10 protein-coding genes are annotated in these 15,891 nt (G+C 67.5%); 2 read left to right on the top strand and 8 right to left on the bottom strand.

The window, feature by feature from the left end; genetic code table 11:
• Positions 1-3: 3 nt before the first annotated feature.
• From nagE to AC07M8_RS13355, 6 genes are all read right to left on the bottom strand, one after another.
• Positions 4-1,707 carry an N-acetylglucosamine-specific PTS transporter subunit IIBC gene (gene nagE / locus AC07M8_RS13380; protein WP_495174820.1) on the bottom strand — a complete coding sequence of 568 codons (1,704 nt, stop codon included), beginning with the start codon at positions 1,705-1,707 and terminating at the stop codon, positions 4-6.
• On the bottom strand, positions 1,704-4,199 hold the full coding sequence (ptsP, locus tag AC07M8_RS13375) for a phosphoenolpyruvate--protein phosphotransferase (RefSeq protein ID WP_495174819.1): 2,496 nt from the start codon (positions 4,197-4,199) through the stop codon (positions 1,704-1,706). The genes nagE and ptsP overlap by 4 nt, the downstream gene beginning before the upstream one ends.
• Before the next feature lie 31 nt (positions 4,200-4,230).
• Complete coding sequence (gene nagA, locus AC07M8_RS13370; protein ID WP_495174818.1) at positions 4,231-5,364, bottom strand: N-acetylglucosamine-6-phosphate deacetylase; 1,134 nt, start codon at positions 5,362-5,364, stop codon at positions 4,231-4,233.
• The gene (locus AC07M8_RS13365; RefSeq protein WP_495174871.1) at positions 5,361-6,425 is read right to left on the bottom strand and encodes an SIS domain-containing protein; all 1,065 of its coding nucleotides are present in this window, start codon (positions 6,423-6,425) and stop codon (positions 5,361-5,363) included. Before AC07M8_RS13365 ends, nagA begins: the two co-directional genes overlap by 4 nt.
• Before the next feature lie 101 nt (positions 6,426-6,526).
• Positions 6,527-7,264 (bottom strand): copper homeostasis protein CutC, encoded by a 738-nt coding sequence (locus AC07M8_RS13360; RefSeq protein WP_495174870.1) that lies wholly within the window; start codon positions 7,262-7,264, stop codon positions 6,527-6,529.
• 40 nt (positions 7,265-7,304) lie between these two features.
• Positions 7,305-8,294 (bottom strand): glycosylasparaginase, encoded by a 990-nt coding sequence (locus tag AC07M8_RS13355; protein WP_495174817.1) that lies wholly within the window; start codon positions 8,292-8,294, stop codon positions 7,305-7,307.
• 220 nt (positions 8,295-8,514) lie between these two features.
• Between AC07M8_RS13355 and AC07M8_RS13350 the strand changes: the two genes are divergently transcribed.
• The gene (locus AC07M8_RS13350) at positions 8,515-11,598 is read left to right on the top strand and encodes a TonB-dependent receptor domain-containing protein (protein WP_495174816.1); all 3,084 of its coding nucleotides are present in this window, start codon (positions 8,515-8,517) and stop codon (positions 11,596-11,598) included.
• A gap of 53 nt (positions 11,599-11,651) precedes the next feature.
• Here the strand turns inward: AC07M8_RS13350 and AC07M8_RS13345 are convergent, their stop codons facing one another.
• Entirely contained in the window at positions 11,652-12,071 is a 420-nt protein-coding gene (locus AC07M8_RS13345) for a hypothetical protein (RefSeq protein ID WP_495174815.1), read from the bottom strand.
• Between the two features lie 11 nt (positions 12,072-12,082).
• Complete coding sequence (gene glf / locus AC07M8_RS13340) at positions 12,083-14,341, bottom strand: UDP-galactopyranose mutase (protein WP_495174814.1); 2,259 nt, start codon at positions 14,339-14,341, stop codon at positions 12,083-12,085.
• A gap of 432 nt (positions 14,342-14,773) precedes the next feature.
• Between glf and AC07M8_RS13335 the strand changes: the two genes are divergently transcribed.
• Positions 14,774-15,739: a glycoside hydrolase family 1 protein gene (locus AC07M8_RS13335; protein WP_495174813.1), complete on the top strand. Its 966-nt coding sequence runs from the start codon at positions 14,774-14,776 to the stop codon at positions 15,737-15,739.
• Positions 15,740-15,891 lie beyond the last annotated feature (152 nt).

Here is a 15,891-nt window from a genome sequence, read left to right as displayed (position 1 = left end):
CGCTCAGGCCGGGGCGAGCAGCCCGGTCTCGTCGGCCGTCAGCAGGTGGACGACACCGGCAGTCGGCCGCGCCACCGCCGCGGCGCCAGCCGTGTCCAGCGCGCGATCATCGACCTTGCCGCCATCGCGCAGCTCGACCCGCAGGCGACCGGCAAGGCGACGCGCGCCCAGCACATTGCCGGCGCCGCCGAGCGCGGCGAGCACGGGAGCAGACAAGGTGACCTCCGACGTGTCGACGCTGGCCGTGGGCGCCGGCGCCACGTCGCCCAGCGCCAAGGCATCACGGATCTCGACCGCCACCACATCGGCGATCGGCCCGAGCACCACCTGCAGCGCAGCGTCGGACGGACGGATCATCCCGCGCGCGCCGAGCGCCTTGAGCGCCGCATCGTCCACCGCCGCCTGATCGACCACGATCAGCCGCAGCCGGGTGGTGCAGGCGCTGACGCTGGTGAGATTGGCCGCGCCGCCGAGCGCCTGGGCGAAGGCAGCGCCGCGGCCGCCCGCCATGACCGCCTTCGGTGCCGCGACCGGCGCGTCGGTCTCGCGACCCGGCGTCGGCAGGTCGTATCTGGCGATGAAGAAGCGGAACAGCCCGTAATAGACCAGGGCATAGACCGCGCCGACCGGCAGCAGCAGCAGCGGCCGGGTCGCCTTGCCGTAATTCAGCACATAATCGAGCAAGCCCGCCGAAAAGCCGAAGCCGAGCTTGACGCCCAGCGCCGCCATCAGCGTCATCGACAGGCCGGTCAGCACCGCATGGACCGCATAGAGCAGCGGCGCCAGGAACATGAAGCTGAACTCGATCGGTTCGGTGACCCCGGTTAGCGCCGAGGTCAGCGCCAGGCTGAACAGCATGCCGCCGACCGCCTTGCGCCGCGCCGGCAGCGCGGCGTGGTACATCGCCAGGCAGGCGGCGGGCAGGCCGAACATCATCACCGGGAAGAAGCCGGCCATGAAGCTGCCCGCGGTGGGATCGCCGGCGAAGAAGCGGCGCAGATCGCCGGTGCTGCCGTGATAGTCGCCCTGCACGAACCAGGCGATGTTGTTGATCAGATGGTGCAGTCCGGTAACGAGCAGCAGCCGGTTGAGCAGCCCGAACACGAACAGACCGGCGCCGCCGGAACTGCTGATCGCGAAGCTCATGTCGTCGATCCCGGCGCTGAGCGCGCCGAAGCCGAGGCCGACGACCAGCGCCAGCACCAGGCCGGCAAGCCCGCTGACGATCGGCACGAACCGCCTGCCGCCGAAGAAGGCGAGATACTCCGGCAGCTTGATTGCCGAGAAGCGGTTGTAGAACAGCCCGCCGACCAGTCCCGAGACAATGCCGACAGGCACGTCGAGCCGTGCCATCGCGCTGTTCTTCCATGCCGCGATCGCCAGATCGACGGCAGGGCCGGTGAATCCCGCGGTGGCAACCGGCGCGGCGGTGATCAGCACCTTGCCTGCTTCGGTCGTGACCAGAAAGCAGACCACGCCGGCGAGCGGCGCGGCACCGTTGCCGTCGCGCGCAAAGCCGGTGGCGACGCCGACCGCGAACAGCAGGCCGAGGTGCGAGAAGATCGCATCGCCTGCGGCGCTGATGAACGCGATGTTCAGCAGGTCGGGCTGGCCGAGCCGGAGCAGCAGCCCCGCGATCGGCAGCACCGCGATCGGCAGCATCAGCGCGCGGCCCAGCGGCTGCAGCGCTTCCAGGATCCTCTTCATCGGCGAAACTCCCGGGCGAGGGTTCGGACCTCGGCGGCCGATCGGCAGCCGAGGGCGGCGGCGGCATGCTGGCGGCATGCCTCAAGGGTAAGCGTGGCGACCAGCGCCTTGATCTCCGGCACCATCGCCGGTGCCGACGACAGTTCGGTGACGCCGAGCCCGAGCAGGATCGGGATCGCCAGCGGATCGGAGGCGAGCCCGCCGCAGACGCCCACCCAGCGGTCATGCCGACCGGCGCCATCGCAGGTCTGCGCAATCAGCCGCAGCACTGCCGGGTGCAACCCGTCGAGCGCGGCGGCGACCGCCGGATTGCCGCGATCCATCGCCAGCGCATATTGGGTGAGGTCGTTAGTGCCGACCGACAGGAAATCCGCCTCTGCCGCAAGCAGGTCGGCGGTGATCGCCGCCGCCGGCGTTTCCACCATCACGCCGAGCTGGATGGGCTCGGTGATCGCGAGTTCGGCGACGAGGCGATCGAGCAACGTACGCACCTGCCGCAGCTCGTCGACGCTGGCGATCATCGGCAGCATGATCCGGCACTGGCCCCGTGGGGTGACCGCCAGGATCGCGCGGAGCTGCTGCTCGAGCAGCGCCGGCTGGGCGAGGCCGACCCGGATCCCGCGCAGCCCGAGCGCCGGGTTCTCCTCGGCCGGGATCGGCAGATAGGCGACCGGCTTGTCGCCGCCGATGTCGAGCAGCCGCACGATCAGCGGGCGGCCTTCCAGCGCATCGGCGATCGCCTGATATTCGGCGGTCTGTTCGGCGAGCTCGGGCGCGTGCGCGCGCTCCATGAACAGGAACTCGGTCCGCAGCAGCCCCGATCCCTCGGCGCCGCAGGCCACGGCCTGCCGGGCGTCCTCCACTGAGCCGAGATTGGCGAACGCCTCGATCCGGGTGCCATCGGCCATGTGGCACAGTGCCGCGGAGCGCGCGAGCTGTTCGGCGCGACGGTCGCGGACCGCTGCCACGCGGGCGGCGGCGGTGGTCCAGGCGGCCTCGTCGGGGTCGACGTGGAGCAGGCCATCGTCGGCATCGAGGATCAGCCGGGTGCCCTCGGCAACGGTGTGGAGGGCCGTGCCCATTGCGACCAGCGCGGGGAGGCCCATGCTCGCGGCGAGGATCGCGACGTGCGAGGTCGGGCCGCCGCGTTCGACGCAGAAACCAACGACGTTGTCGCGATCGAGCGACAGCAGATCGGAGGGCAGCAGGTCCTCGGCGATCAGCACCGTGCCGGGTGGAAACGCGAGGGGCTTGGCCTCGGTGCCCATGATCAGCGCGATCAGCTGGCGCTCGAGATCGAGCATGTCGTCGGCGCGCTCGGCGAGGCGCGGGTCGCCGAGGCGACGCAGCGCGTCCGCCTGGGGGCGGATCGCCTCGCGCCAGGCATGAGCGGCGCCATGGCCCTGGGCGACGCCGTGGCGCGCGGCGGTGAGCAGGGCAGGGTCGTCGAGCAGAGAAAGATGGGCGGCGAGGATGGACTGGGCGGCGCCGGTTGCGGCCAGCTGCCGGGTGGCGAGATCGGCGCGCAGGGTTGCGATCGCCTGCTCCAGCTGGGCTTCCTCGTCGGCGATCCCCTGGCCCTGCTCGGTCACGGCGAGATCGGTCGCACGGAACAGCCCGGCTTGGCCGATCGCCAGCCCCGCGGCGGCGGTGACGCCGGCGATGGCGCCCGAGGGCACATCACGTGCGGCGGAGACGGGTGCGGCTGCAGGTACCGGCACCGCCGCGGCGGTTTCACCCATGCCGCTGACGATCAGATCGGCAACGGCCGCAAGCGCCGCCGCGGCATCGTCGCCGACGGCGGCGACCGTCACCTTGTCCTGATGGCCGATGCCGAGCGCGAGCAGACCGATCGGGCTGCGGACGCTGGCGCTCTGCCCATCCTTGATGATCGTCACCTCGGCGCGGAAGCGCCTGGCGGCCTCGCCGAGGCGGGCGGCCGGCCGGGCGTGAAGGCCGTGAGCCAGCGGCACGACGATGCTGCGGGTAAGCTGCTCGCCCGACGCGACGGCCGATGAGACCGCACCGGTTTCCCGCGGTTCGAGCGTCATCAGCGCCGCGCCGACGGCGATCTCGCCCGCCGCCGTGCAGTCGACGATCGAGAACCGCTCCATGTTGGTGACGACGATCGGCGTCACCACAGCCCGCGCCGCGCATACCAGTCGATCGAGATCGAACCGGATCAGCGGCGCACCCGCGGCCACCGTATCGCCCGGCTGGACGCAGGGCTCGAAACCGCTGCCGCCGAGCGCCACCGTGTCGAGCCCGATGTGGATCAGCAGCTCGACGCCGTCGGCGGTGGCCAGGGTGATGGCATGGCCGGTCGGCTGGACGCCGATCACGGTGGCGGCGCAGGGCGCATAGAGGCAGTCGCCGGTCGGATCGATCGCCACCCCGTCGCCGAGCATGCGTTCGGCGAACACCGCGTCGGGCACGTTCGCCAGCGGTGTGATCAGGCCTGCCAGGGGCGCAGTCAGGATGATGGAAGCCATGAACAGATCCTAGGTGCGCCAGAGGAGAAGATCAGGAAAGGGCGGTGCCGCCGATCCAGGTGCCGGCCGGGTGCAGGTCCGCGGTCATCCGCACCCAATCGGCGCGGCGGCCGGGCGCCAGCGCGCCGCGCTCACGGGGGAGGCCGAGGAACGCCGCGGGTGCCGCTGCCGCCATGATCGCGGCGTCGGCGGGCGTGACACCGAGGCGCTCCACGGCGTGACGGACGGCGCCGGCCATGTCGAGATCGGACCCTGCCAGCGTGCCATCGGCGCCGATCGCCCGCCCGTCGCGGACGCTGATCGGTCGACCCTGCAGCACGAAATCCTTGTCGCGCGCGCCGACGCACGGCATCGCATCGCTGACGAGCATGAACCGATCGAGCGGCCGTGCCCGCAGCGCGATGCGCAGCGCCGCGTCATGGACGTGGAAGCCGTCGGCGATGATCCCGCAATAGACCGTCTGATCGTCGAGCGCGGCACCGACCACGCCGGGCGCGCGGTGCTGCAGCGGCGACATCGCGTTGAACAGATGGGTGACGCCGGTGATCCCCGCGGCAAAACCGGCCACCATCGTGTCGTGATCGGCTTCGCTATGACCGACGCTGACGATCACGCCGGCAGCGACGAGGCGGCGGATCTGATCGGCCGTGACGCGTTCGGGCGCGAGCGTCACCATCACCCGCCCGCGGCGCGGTGCGGTGAGCAGGTCGATCAATTCGTCGTCGAGATCACGGAACCGGGCGGGATCATGGATGCCCTTGCGGCTGACGCTGATCACCGGGCCTTCGACGTGGATGCCGATCACGCCGGGGATCGCGGCGTCGATCGCGGCATCCACCGCGTCGAGTGCGCGGGCGATCACCGCCGGCGTGTCGCTGACCAGCGTCGGCAGGAAGCCGGTGGTGCCGAACGGGCGATGCGCCGCGCCGATCGCGGCGATCGACGCGACCGACGGATCGTCGTTGAACAGCACTCCGCCGCCGCCGTTCACCTGAGTGTCGATAAAGCCCGGCATCAGCCAGCCGCCGTCGAGATCGACGATCTCGCCGCCCGCCCGGCCTTCGACCAGCGCGGTGATGATGCCGCCCTCCACCCCGATCGACGCATCGGTGAGGACGCCGTCCGCGGTGATCACCTGGCCATTGATGAAACTGTAGGTGGTCATAGCGTGCGGGTGACTTTGCTGAGGTGCGACGGTGCGTCCGGGTTCAGCCCGCGGGTAAGCGCGAGCGTGTTTGCCATCCGGTAGAAGCTCTGGATCATCAGGATCGGCTCGATCGCGGCGGCGGCGGCGAGCGCGGGTGGATCGCCGCCACCGTCGAGCGCGGCATCGGCGAGGCTGACGCGGGCGCCGCGACCGGCAAATTCGCTTGCCGCCTCGCGGACGCTGTCACCGGCGCGATCGGAGGTGGCGAGCGCGAGCAGCGGAAATCCCTGGTCGACGATCTGCATCGGGCCATGGCGCACCTCGGCCGCGCTGAACGCCTCGGCGTGGAGCGCGCAGGTCTCCTTGAGCTTGAGCGCGGCTTCCTGGGCGATGCCTAGCCCGAGCCCGCGGCCGATCACGAACAGATTGTCCGCGGTGCTCAGCGATGCCGTCACCGACGACCAGTCGAGCGCCCAGGCTCGACGAAGCTGCACCGGCAGATCGGCGATCGCGCCCTGCAGCTCGTCATCCTGCGCCCAAGCGGCGGTCAACGCGGCGAGCGCCGCCAGCGCGGTGATATAGGATTTGGTTGCGGCAACCGATCGCTCCGGACCGGCCCGGAGGCGGATCAGTGTGTCCGCAGTGGCCGCGAGCGGCGACTCCTCGTCGTTGACCAGCGCCACCACATGCGCACCGGCGCGCTGCTGGGCGTCCACCACGGCGAGCAGGTCCGGGCTGCGGCCGCTCTGCGAGATGGCAATGCACAGCGTCGCGTCGGCATGGGTGGGTGAGGCATAGACCGAGGCGGTCGAGGGCGCCGCTGAGGCGACCGGCACGCCGATCAGCGTCTCGATGAGGTATTTGCCGTAGGTGGCGGCATGATCGGAAGAGCCGCGCGCGCAGGTGACCACCACCGCCGGCGGTGCCGCACGCAATCGTTCGCCGAGCGCGGCGAAGGCGTCGGCATTGGCGGCAAGCATCCGCTCCACCGCGGCAGCGGACTCGGCCGCCTCACGGAACATCAAGGTGTCGCCGGCATCCGCCAGGGCGGGTGGAACGTCGGACAGGTGATCGGTCATCGCAGGCACGCTCTGTTTCCCCCGGCATGGCGCGCGGGGCTTTCCCGTCCCCACGGCACCAACAGGACTAAGTTATAGATTGGTATTATTCAAGCACCGTGTCACGTTGCTTTCAGCATGGCGACGAGCTCGGCGACCATGTCGGCGTCGGTGGCCGCCGGCTCCTCGACGACGAAGCCAAAGCGGCGTTCATCATCGTCGCTTGCCAGTACACGAGGGCTGCGGCAGGACGCGTGAACCTCGGTGACGCCGGTGCTCAGTACCAGCGGTAGGGTGGCTGGGTTGATGCCGCTCGCCGCGAGGATAATGACGCGCTCTGCCGCGCGCTCGTGCAAGTGCCGCAGCATCGCCGCGCCATCTGGCGCCTTGGGTTGGCCGCCCGAGGTGAGAATGCGCTCGAACCCCAAATCGATGGCGGTCTCTAGGGCCGCTGGCAGGTCGGGGCACAGGTCGAACGCCCGGTGCAGCGTCAGCGCCAGCGGCCGGCCTCGCGCTTCACCCAGCGCGCGTGCATGGGCGATCAGGCGGGCGAGCGCTTCGGTATTGAGCCGGCGGTCAGGCTGGAGCGCGCCGATCGCCACCCCCGCGAGGCCGGCCTCGGCGGCGGTGCGGATGTCCTCAGCGATCAGTGCCTGTTCTGCTGCGGCATAGCCAAAGCCGCCGGCCGTCGGGCGGGCGAGCAGATGCACCGGTACCGGCGCCGCGGCGGCAGCCTTGATCAGCGACAGGGCAGGAGTGAGCCCGCCGACCGCCAGCGCGGTGCACAGCTCCAGCCGATCTGCCCCGCCGCGCACCGCCGCGTCGATGCCGCCGACATCCTCAACGCAGACCTCGAGCATCACCGCCCGGTCACTCCCCGCCGCGGCATCATCATCCCTCTCATGCCGCGAACAACGAGGCGGCCTTGAGCACGCGGGTGGTCCCCTGTTGATTGGTCACGGCATAGGTGAACCCCGGCAACAGGCAGAAGGCGCCGATCCTGCCCTTGGTATCCATCGCCAGGAAGCCCACCTGGACGCCGCGGATCGCGTCGCCGCGAAGCGCAGCGATGTGGCGCACGACCTCTTCGCACGCCTGTTGCGGCGTTGCGCCGCCGCGGAGCGACGCGATCACGCGCGCCGTGCCCGCGATCCGCGTCACCTCCTCGCCCAACCCCGTAGACGTCGCCCCACCAACGCCGCGCTCGACGTACAGCCCCGAGCCGACCTGCGGCGAATCGCCAACCCGCCCGCGCATCTTGAACGCCATGCCCGAGGTGGTGCACGCACCGGCAAGCCGACCGGCGGCATCGCGCGCCAGCAGCCCGATGGTATCATGGTCCAGCGCGCCGCCGGGTGTGCGATAAGGGCGAACCTCGCTATTGGCCTCAGGCCGGTATTGCGCCGTCTTCAGCCAGTCGCGCCAAGCCTTCTCGGCCTCGGGCGTGAGCAGTTTGTCTCGCGGGAAGCCCTGATCGCGCGCAAAACGGGTGGCGCCTTCGCCGACCAGCATGGTGTGCGGCGTCTTGTCCATCACCCGGCGGGCGACGGAAATGGCGTGGATCGTGTCCTCCAGCGCCGCAACCGCGCCGACGCCGCCGGCATCGTCCATGATCACTGCGTCGAGTGTGACATGACCGTCGCGGTCTGGATATCCCCCATAACCCACAGAGTGATTGGTCGGATCAGCCTCCGGCACCATGGCTCCGGCCTCCACTGCGTCGATGAGAGTGCCTCCAGTACGCAGCTTGGCGAAGGCCGCCGCATTGGCCGCGGCGCCGAAATCCCAGGTCGACACGATCGTGGCGGGCTCGTCGGCGGTAGCGACCCGTGCTGGCGCCGCCGCTGCCCCACCGGCAAACGGCAGTGCGCCGCCAACGGCGCCGATCATGGCCAATAGCGATCTGCGAGTATCCACTGCCTGCTCCCACCCGTACTGTTGCCATGTTTAGCGGCGTGCGCTTCGGAAAACTAGTATGGCCAAACAGCAACGTTCGTCGACATTAGTCGCATATAGGTCACAATTAGGTATTGACCGCCACAGGCTTTTAAGAAACGTTGCGTGGCAGATCCGCGATGGCGTCAGGACGCGACGGGGAAAAGGGGCGTACATGATCTTCAATCATTCGGTATCTCGCATCGCATTGGTCGGCTCGCTTGCGCTTTGGGCCTTGCCCGCCGCGGCTCAGCAGGTCCCAGCGCCTGACGCTTCTGCGCCCGCTGCCGCACAGGGCGACCCACAGCCCGGTGCAGATGCCGACGACGCCGCCGCCACGCGCACCGCGGCGATCGCGGGCCAGTCCGCCAACAGCCCTCGCTCGGGTAGCGAGATCGTTGTCACCGGCACGCGGATCAACCGCCCGAACGCGACGTCAGCTGCACCGATTACCTCGGTTACCCAGCAGGATATCCGGGCGCAGGCGCCGGTGAACGTGGAGGATGTGCTGAACCGCCTGCCGCAGGTCGCGCCGGACAGCCAGCAGACCTACAGCGACTCCGATGGCCGCCAGCGGATCAAGCTGCGCAGCCTGGGCTTCGAGCGGACGCTGGTGCTGATCGACGGCAAGCGCCTCGGCACCCAGAACGGCCAAGACGTCGGCATCATCCCGCCATCGCTGCTTGAGCGCGTCGACGTGCTGACCGGTGGTGCGTCGTCGGTATATGGCTCGGATGCCGTCGCGGGCGTCGTCAACTTCGTGCTCCGCAAGGATTTCGAAGGATTGCAGCTTGATACCAATTACAATTTTTACAACCATGACAACAAGGACACCGTGGTGTCGCCGCTGGCGCGCGCCGCCGGCTTCAGCAGCCCGCGCGGGCTGAGCAACGACGGTGGCCGCGCCGACATCACTTTGACTGCGGGCAAGAAGCTGTTCGATGGCGCGCTGCGGATCAACGGCTTCGTCAACTATCGCAAGACTGACGAGGTCGGGCTGACGGATCGCGCCAATTCCGGCTGCTACCTAGCCCAGGCGCAGCCCAGCGGCCCCTTGTCGTGTGGGCTTACCCCGAGCAGTTCAACCAGCGGATTGATCACCCCGGGCACCGGCGCCAACGCTGGAGCGCAATATGTCAACAACCCGGACGGCACCCGCACCTTCGTGCCGTTCGCCGCAGGGCCGGGCAACGCGTCCAGCTACTTCAGCGGCTACGCCTATCAGCGGCCGTCCGAGCGGGTGAACGCCGGTGGCTTCGTCAGCTATGACGTCGCTCCCGATGTCGAGCTCTACGGCTCGGGCATCTGGTTCCGCGACAAGTCGTACAACTATTACCCCGGGATCGCCGGCGGCACGGTCAACGTCAACTGCAACAACCCGTTCCTGTCGGCGGCGCAGGCGACGGTCATTTGCGGCGCCGCTGCAGGCACCGCGCAGACCGCGCCGATCTCGTTGGCCTACCGGCTGGGCGACAACAACGACCAGCCGGACACCTATGTGAACACCGGCGTGCGCCTGACCGGTGGTGTCCGCGGCAAGGTGGGAACTGCGTGGACCTATGATGTCGGCGGCGTGTACGCCCGCAACCATCAGGATTACACCCCGACCTTCGTCAATGCAGCCAATTTGCAGAACTCGATCAACGTCGGCGGGACACTGGCAGCGCCGACCTGTGCTGCAACCACTGACGCTGCGTGCGTGCCGTTCGACGCGTTCAGCGCCGGCAACACCAACCCGGCACTGGTGAATTATCTGTTCGGTACCGGCACCACGCAGACCACCGGCACCCTGTACGATGTCCAGGCGAACGTCAGCGGCGACCTCGGCAAGTACGGCATCACCTCGCCGTTCGCGGAACAGGGCATCGCGATTGCGCTGGGCGCCGAATATCGCAAGGATACGCTGCAGTCGCGCGCCGACAGTGCCTATCGCACCGCGCTGGGCGGCTCCGACAGCTACCTCAAGCAGGATGTCTGGGAAGGCAACGTTGAGGTGCAGGTGCCGCTTGTGGAGCACAAGCCCTTCGCTGACCTGCTGCAGGCCAACGGTGGCTATCGCTTGTCGAAGTACAGCAGCAATCCCGACACCTTCAACACGTGGAAGGTAGAAGGCATCTATGCGCCCATTCCCGATCTGACCTTCCGCGCCTCGTTCAACAAGGCGCAGCGCGCGCCGACCGTCACCGAGATCCGCCAGGCGACCAATGTCGAACTGGCATCGGGCGGCGCGGGTACCTTCCAGGACTTCTGCGCGCCAACCGTGATCACCGGCCCCACCGGCGTTACCTATGGCGCCCCCGTGGCCTCGCAGGCGGTGTGCCGCGCGACCGGTCTGTCCGACGCGCTCTACGGCAGCACGACGCTGCTGTGCAGCAACGGCGTTGCCCCGAACGGCACGGCGGCCTGCTCGGTCCGCTCGGGCGGCTTCACTGCCGATCCGGAGACGGCGTACACCCAGACTTACGGTCTCGTAGTCAAGCCGCGCTTCATCCGCGGCCTGGTGTTCTCGGTCGATCGCTACCGGATCAAGATCGACAACTCGCTCGGCTACAACGACTACAGCTATTACACCGACGGCTGCCTCCGCTCGGGAGGCGACCAGTTCTTCTGCCAGGGCATCGTGCGAAATCCAGGTACCGGCACGCTGTTCGCAACCTCGGCAAACGCGACCACCGGGTTCATCCGCCAGGGTACTACCAACTATTACACCTCGATCTCGCAGGGCTGGGATTTCCAGGCGCAGTATTCGCTCAACCTGGACACAATCGGCCGGCTCGACTGGAGCTTCAACGGCTCGCTGACCACCTTTGCCGGCGGCCAGGACTCACCCCTGCAGCCGGAGCGCAATTGCGCCGGTTATTATGCCAACGGCTGCGGCCAGCTGATTCCGAAGTGGTCGCATGGCCTGCGCACCACCTATACCACGGTCGACAAGAAGTTCAGCGCGTCGTTCAACTGGCGCTATGTCGGCTCGCTGACCAACGCCGACAATTCGGGCGATCCGGCGATCGGGGGCACCCCAGACCGTGCGCGGACCAACTATTATCGCATCGCACCGGTCAGCTACTTCGATCTCGCGCTTAACTTCGCGATCGCCAAGCAGTTCTCGCTGCGCCTGATCGCAAACAACTTGCTGGACAAGGATCCGCCGATCGTGCCGAACTCGTATGACATCAGCCTGGCGCGCAGCAACACCATCCCCCAGCGCTACGACTCGCTCGGCCGTAACATCGCGATCGGCACGACGATCAATTTCTGATCGATGGGCAGGGCTCGCCGACCGTCCGGCGAGCCCTGTTGCCACAGCTCAGCTCATACCGCGCGCAGGCGAATGGTTTCCTCAGGCGATGGGGTGGCGGACTCCTGATCTGCGAGTACGCCCGCTACCCAATCTGCCACCTGATACGCAGCGAAGGGTTTGATCAGCCGCGGTGTACCTGTTTCCGCCACGCCGGACCGAATCCCGGGATAGGGTAGTAACAATAGATAGGGCACGACGCGGCGCTGCAACGCCGCGGTCAGCGGCGCGGCAGCTGCCGCCGAAGGTTGGCCGATCACCGCGGCGGTCAGCCTCGGCTCGCTGTCAAGAGCGAGCTGCGCCGCCGTCAGGTCGGCAAAAGGACCGAGCACCTCGATGCCGCGTGCGCCGAGCGTTGCCGAGACATAGCCTGCTTCGAACGCATCTGCGTCCGCCACCATGATGATGGCGTTCGGCTGTGGTCTGTCGGTCATGCTCCCGTTGCTCAGGCGGCATCGCGATCGACCAGCGCTGCCGATGGGGCGATCGACGACGATGCCGGTGCAGACTGTTCCTGCCAGCCGGCGGCAAGCCGGCGGTAGGTCGCCAGCGCTTGGCCCACCACCTGGTCCATATTGTAATAGCGATAGGTCGCCAGACGGCCGACAAAGCTCACCCCGCTTTCCGCCATCGCGAGCGCCTCATAGCGTTTGTACAGCGCCTGGTTTTCGTCGCGCGGGATCGGGTAATAGGGATCGCCCTCCGCGCTCGGGAACTCATAGGTAACGCTCGTCTTTGCCGCCGTCTGCCCGGTGAGGTGCTTGTATTCGGTCACCCTTGTATAGGGCACGGTTTCCTGGGGATAGTTGATCACCGCGACCGGCTGCAGCCATTCCTGGGCCAGCGTCTCGTGCTGGAAGCGCAACGAGCGGTAGGGCAGTTTGCCGTAGCGATGGCCGAAATATTCGTCGATCGGCCCGGTGAACACCAGATGGTCGTGCGGATAGGCTCCGCGCACCTGGTGGTAATCGCCGCCGAGCAGCAGGTCGATGTTCGGGTGATCGAGCATCCGCTGGAACATCCGGGTGTAGCCCTCGAGCGGCATCGCCTGGAAGCTATCGGTGAAATAGCGATCGTCGGTGTTGCTGCGGGTCGGCACCCGCGCGGTGACCGACTTGTCGAGCTCCGACGGGTCCATGCCCCACTGCTTGCGGGTATAGCCCTGGAAGAAGGTTTGATAGAGCTCGCGCCCGACCTTGGAGACGACGACGTCGGCGGAGGTGCGGATCGGCTCGACTGGCTCGGCCCGGCTGGCTAGAAAGGCGTCGACCTCCGCGTCGGTGGTCAGATCCAGATCGTACAGCATGTTGAGCGTGGTGCGGTTGATCGGCATCGGCACCTGTTTGCCGTCGACATCGGCGAGGACGCGATGCTCGTAGGGGCGCCATTCGGTGAAGCGCGACAAATAGTCGACGATATCCTGCGAGTTGGTGTGGAAGATGTGCGGGCCATATTGGTGCATCAGCACGCCGGCCTCGTCCAGATGATCAAAGGCATTGCCGGCGATATGCGGGCGACGGTCCACCACCAGCACGCGCTTGCCCGAACCACGGGCCAGCCGCTCGGCCATCACCGCCCCGGCAAAGCCGGCGCCGACGACCATGACGTCGTACCGCTCGCGTCGTGCGGGCCAGGTGGTCGGCGACACCACTGCCTCGATCTTGTCGCGGGCTGCGACCTCGCTGTCCATGAGCGCTGCCATCTCGAGCGCGGTGCTCCGCCACGACCCGCGCGCCAGCATCGCATCGGCCTCGTCGCGAAACGCGGTACCGGCGCTGCGCATCGCCATTGCTGCCTCGCACGCAGCGACGAACGATGCTGCGGTGTCGGCGATCTTCACACCGGCAAGGTTCTCGTAGTGACGGACCACGTCGGCGATCGGTGTGGAGACCACCGGGCAGCCGGCGGCAAGATATTCGGGCGTTTTGGTCGGGCTGATGAAGCGGGTTGCTTCGTTGATCGCGAAGGGCATCAGCGCGACGTCCCAACCCGCCATATAGTCGGGGAGCTCGGCATAGGCCTTGCTGCCGAGATAATGGATATTGCCGCGGCAGGGCAGATCGGATTCGCTGATCTTCACCACCGGGCCGATCACCACCAGCGACCATTCGGGATGGGCATCCGCGATAGCGGCCAGCAGATCGAGGTTCATCCGCTCATCGATGACGCCGCAGAAGCCGAGCCGCGGTCCGATGATCGCGGCCTGATCGGCGGGCGTCTCTACTTCGCCGCGCGCGCGGGCGAAATGCGGTACGTCGATGCTGGAAGGAAAGGCGTGGACGTTGGAATGACGATCGCGCTTGGCTTCATACAGGCTGGTGCCCCCGGTGAAGACGATATCAGCACGCTCGAGCAGGCGTTGCTCGCGCACCAGCAGTTCCGGGGGCGCGTTTCTGAACGCGGACAGTTCGTCCATGCAGTCGTAGACGGTGCAATCCGCGGCGAGATGATCCGAGAAGGGCAGCATCATCGGGGTGTAATACCAGCGGACCAGCGTGCCGGTGGTGCCCGCCATCGCGATATCCAGCAGCTGCGAGAGCTGCGCGTCCTCGGGAGCGCGTCGGGCCGCATCGAGCTCAGGAGTCATCACGATGACGCCGCTGGTCGTGCAGATGCTCTGCTGCAGGCGCGCTTCGCCAAGACCCTCGACGAAGATCGGTTCTTCCCAGAAAATCACCCGATAGCTCGCGGCAAAGCGCGTCATCAGGTGCTGCGGACGCTGGAAGACGAACGCCCATCGCAGGTGGCTGAAACAGATCAGGGTCGGCCGCTCATCTTTTGGCGGAAACAAAGAGTCATTGGAAACGCCGATGGGCGGAAGCTGCACGTTCACGGACACCCCTCACTGTCTGAATATCTGTTAAGCAACCGGCACGGCCCGATAAATGTTCCGGAAAGCGAACGACCGTAACTTGCATCAACACGATTTGGGGAACGATGCCGCGGCAGGAGCCGTTCGGGGCAGGGCGACAAAGGGTCGTGCAATGACGCGGCTTAAATTGTGGGGCGGCCTCGAATGCACGGTGAACCAGACGCACGAGGGTTACACCGACCAGTCGAGGCTCAACGGTCACCATGATCGCGCCGCAGACCTCGACCTGGTCGCCGCGCTGGGGTCCAGGCACTGCGCTATCCCGTGCTGTGGGAGCGCGTTGCACCCGATGGTCCCGGCACGGAGGATTGGCGTTGGACCGACGAGCGGCTTGGCGCCTTGCGCACCCTCGGCATCCGTCCCATCGCCGGTTTGGTCCATCACGGCAGCGGCCCCGGCCATACCGATCTGCGCGACAATGCGTTCGCGCCAAAGCTCGCGGCGTTCGCGAGCCAAGTGGCAGAGCGGTATGACTGGATCGAGGAGTGGACCCCCGTCAACGAGCCGCTGACCATCGCGCGTTTCACCGGCCTGTATCGTCACTGGTATCCCCATCACCGCGATGAGGCATCATTCTGGCGTGCGCTGATCAACCAGATCGACGGCGTGCGGCTGGCGATGAAGGCGGTGCGGCAGGTCAAGCCACGCGCGCGGCTGATCCAGACCGATGATCTGGGGAGAGTCTATTCCACCGTCAGGCTCGCTGAACAGGCGGCCTTCGAGAACGTCCGCCGCTGGGCCGGCTGGGATCTGTTGTTCGGCATGGTGACGCCGCATCATCCATTATGGGCTCGGATCGAGCTTCATGGGCTGGGCGATCGCCTGCGGCGGATCGCGGACGATTCTTGTCCGCCGGACGTGATCGGGGTGAACCATTGCCTCACCAGCGACCGCTTCCTCGATCACCGCCTGCAGCGCTATGACGCCGCAACCCACGGTGGCAATGGCCGGCTGACCTATGCCGATACCGAAGCGGTGCGGGTGCTCGACCCGGCGTCGGAAGGGCTTGCCAGCGCGCTGCGCGCGGCGTGGCAGCGCTACCGTGTGCCGATCGCGATCAACGAGGTGCACAACGGCTGCACCCGCGAGGAGCAGATGCGCGGGGCGGCCGAGGCCTGGGATACGGCCAACGCACTCAAGATCGACGGCGTCGACATCCAGGCCGTCACCGCCTGGTCGCTGCTGGGCAGTCACGGCTGGAACACGCTGCTCACCCGCCCGGGACTTTAAGAGGCGGGCGTCTACCACGTTTCCGGCGGTCTGCCGCGCCCCACAGCCCTCCCAGCTTATGGAAGGGACTGCCGGAGGCTGCGCCGCGACATCCGGCGATGTCAGGACATGGATGGTGGCGCCTGCCACAACGGATCATCTATCCCGCGATC

This window comes from Sphingomonas sp. GW821-FHT09E03 (genome assembly GCF_059416225.1).
Note: the sequence above shows the minus strand (reverse complement) of the source record. Positions and strands in the feature narration are given on the sequence as shown.